4 protein-coding genes are annotated in these 2,317 nt (G+C 62.0%); 2 read left to right on the forward strand and 2 right to left on the reverse strand.

Features of this window, described 5'->3' with window-relative positions; translation table 11 throughout:
* Nucleotides 1–248 precede the first annotated feature (248 nt).
* Nucleotides 249–860 carry an alpha-ketoglutarate-dependent dioxygenase AlkB gene (locus tag EOA36_RS33565; protein ID WP_127281025.1) on the reverse strand — a complete coding sequence of 204 codons (612 nt, stop codon included), beginning with the start codon at nucleotides 858–860 and terminating at the stop codon, nucleotides 249–251.
* Nucleotides 861–1,027: 167 nt separating this feature from the next.
* Here EOA36_RS33565 and EOA36_RS33570 point away from each other — a divergent pair, with 167 nt between their 5' ends.
* Both EOA36_RS33570 and EOA36_RS33575 read left to right on the forward strand, forming a co-directional pair.
* The gene (locus EOA36_RS33570) at nucleotides 1,028–1,465 is read left to right on the forward strand and encodes a GFA family protein (protein ID WP_127281023.1); all 438 of its coding nucleotides are present in this window, start codon (nucleotides 1,028–1,030) and stop codon (nucleotides 1,463–1,465) included.
* Nucleotides 1,466–1,532: 67 nt separating this feature from the next.
* The gene (locus EOA36_RS33575) at nucleotides 1,533–1,733 is read left to right on the forward strand and encodes a KTSC domain-containing protein (RefSeq protein WP_127281024.1); all 201 of its coding nucleotides are present in this window, start codon (nucleotides 1,533–1,535) and stop codon (nucleotides 1,731–1,733) included.
* Nucleotides 1,734–1,751: 18 nt separating this feature from the next.
* Here the strand turns inward: EOA36_RS33575 and EOA36_RS33580 are convergent.
* A partial coding sequence (locus tag EOA36_RS33580; RefSeq protein ID WP_145969462.1) for a DUF763 domain-containing protein occupies nucleotides 1,752–2,317 on the reverse strand: 566 nt, incomplete at its 5' end.

The raw sequence follows: 2,317 nt of genomic DNA on the forward strand, positions 1-2,317 counted from the left end.
GCTCACGAAGATCGTTTGAAAGCGCTCGCGTCATCAGATGCTGGCCTCCAATCCAGCCAGCATCTTGAATCACAAACCAGCTGCTTTGGGAATCCTACGATTCTCTCAAAACAGGAACCGCTCTAGGAGCAATTCCAGGAAAATTTAACAGCACGACATTGCTCAACCCGCTCCGCCGCACGCGGGTCGGGTTGAGCACTTATGGCGAGATGGATGCGGGCAGCTTCCCCTGCACACCTCAGCGCAGCTCAGGAATTCCGAGACCGCAATGTCCGCAAGGTAATCGAGTAGCGGTGCTCGGCAAGCGGCGGGATGCTGTGCTCCCATTCTGTTCGCGAAGAGCCCGTCATGAGATAGGCCGATCTCGGCTCGACAGTGACGGTCCGGCGCTCCCATCCAGATCCGTTCTCGCGCCGAAGGCGGAAATCGCAGGGCGCCAGCAGCGAGACGCCCGCGACGTCCTCGAAATGAGGCTTGTCGCGGTGCCAGCCGATACCAGCGCCGGGCCGGTATTCATTGATCAAGACCTGGGCGAAGGCGTCGGTGGGCCGGCGCGCAAAGGCCGCGACCTTTTCGCGCAGGGGCAGCAGAAAGTCAGGGATCGGCGGTGCCTCGACGACCTCGCGCCGGTCATAATCGTAGCGAAGGCCAAAACCGACGACACGCCGGTTCGCCAGATGGCCGTGGAAGTCGAAGGCCTTGAAGGGCAGTCCTTCAAGCTGTCGGACAAGTTCGATTTCCTCTTGCGGCGTGATCAGTCCGGGCTGGTACGCGAAGCCCTCCGGCAAATCATCCTGAGCGGCACCAAAGAGATCGTACTGGGCCACACGGCCGGCTGTTTTCGGTTTGAGCGGCGACATCGTGCCTAGATGGTGAAGGCCGGACCACAGGGCAAGACGGGAACCGCGCTTGCTTGCCTCGGACACATCTCGAAACCGGCGCAACGGAACACCGGAGCGGCGTGAAAGTTTAGGAGACGGCGGTTCCGTCGGAGGCCGCCGGACTTGTTCCAGCCTTGGAGTGCCGGATGCCGCGCGTTGAAACCGGGGCCTGCTTTTGCGGTGCGATTGCCGCCGCCATGGACGGTGAGCCTTTCTGGATATGCTACGATCACGATGACGATTGCCGACGGGCGATCGGCAGTCCGCTCACCATCTGGGTCGGATATCGGCCGAGTCAGTTCCGCCTTTTGAAGGGAACGCCAAAGGCTTTCTCCAGGACGCCGGGCGTTGTCCGTACTTTCTGTCCCGACTGTGGGAGCTCCATAGGCTATAGCGACGAAGGCCTGCCGGACGAGTTGTATCTGACAATCGGGTTCTTCGACAGACCCGAAGGGCTGCAGCCACATGCCCATGCCTATTGGGACCTGAGGCTGCCTTGGGTCGACTTTGCCGACGAGCTGCCGCACATCGGTCGATATTCGAGGAAGCGCGACGAGAAATTCGGCAATCCACGCGACAGGTAGCACCTTCGGGCGGTACGGAACCGGACCATGCCTGGCGGGTTAATCGGAGGAGCCGTCAGGTGCCACCATGCCGTCGAACGTCATTCGAAGCACGCAATATGATCCCGCGACCAGGACCCTCTCGGTCTGGTTCGTGCCGCACGGCAACCGCTATGACTATGAGGAAGTCTCCCCGGCTACCTATGCGGCGTTCATGAGGGCTTCCTCGAAAGGCCGCTTCTTCAATAAATTCATCAAGGATCGTCACAGCTACCGTCGCGTGGCGTGATACCCCGCCAGCGACCCGTCACGCCTTTTTGTTCTGCCCGGCGGTCACCTCATCCGGCGGCGGTTCCCAACCAAAGACACTGCGGCCGCCAAGCAGATGCGACTGGTCGAATTCGCCGGCGACAATCTCCTTCAGGCTGGGACCGGTGACGTATCGCTCGACCTGCCGCGACTGATCGTCGAGCCGCCTCAATGCGCCGATTTCCTCTTCGCGGCCAAGCCTGGCCTTTTGCACGGCGGACTTCAACACACCGATCGTCTCGTCATAGACCTTGAGCGGAACAGGGAACGGATGCCTGTCCTTGCCGCCATGCGCCAGCGAAAAACGGCCCGGGTCCGAAAACCGGCACGGCGCGCCATGCACCACTTCGGCAACCAGCGCTAATGCGCGCACCGTGCGGGCGCCGACGCCGGGAACCAGGAGAAGCTCGGCGAAATCGGCGGGACCCCGCTCGGCGGCGGCGGCCATGTTGCCGTGAAGGCGATGCATCACGACATCGCTTTCGCGGACATCATGGTGAGCCGGCATGACCAGATGCGGCAGCAATGGCTGCGCCGGAGCCGGCGCGGCACCGGGTTCCAAGG

This window comes from Mesorhizobium sp. M8A.F.Ca.ET.021.01.1.1 (genome assembly GCF_003998025.1).
Classification (GTDB): Bacteria; Pseudomonadota; Alphaproteobacteria; order Rhizobiales; family Rhizobiaceae; genus Mesorhizobium.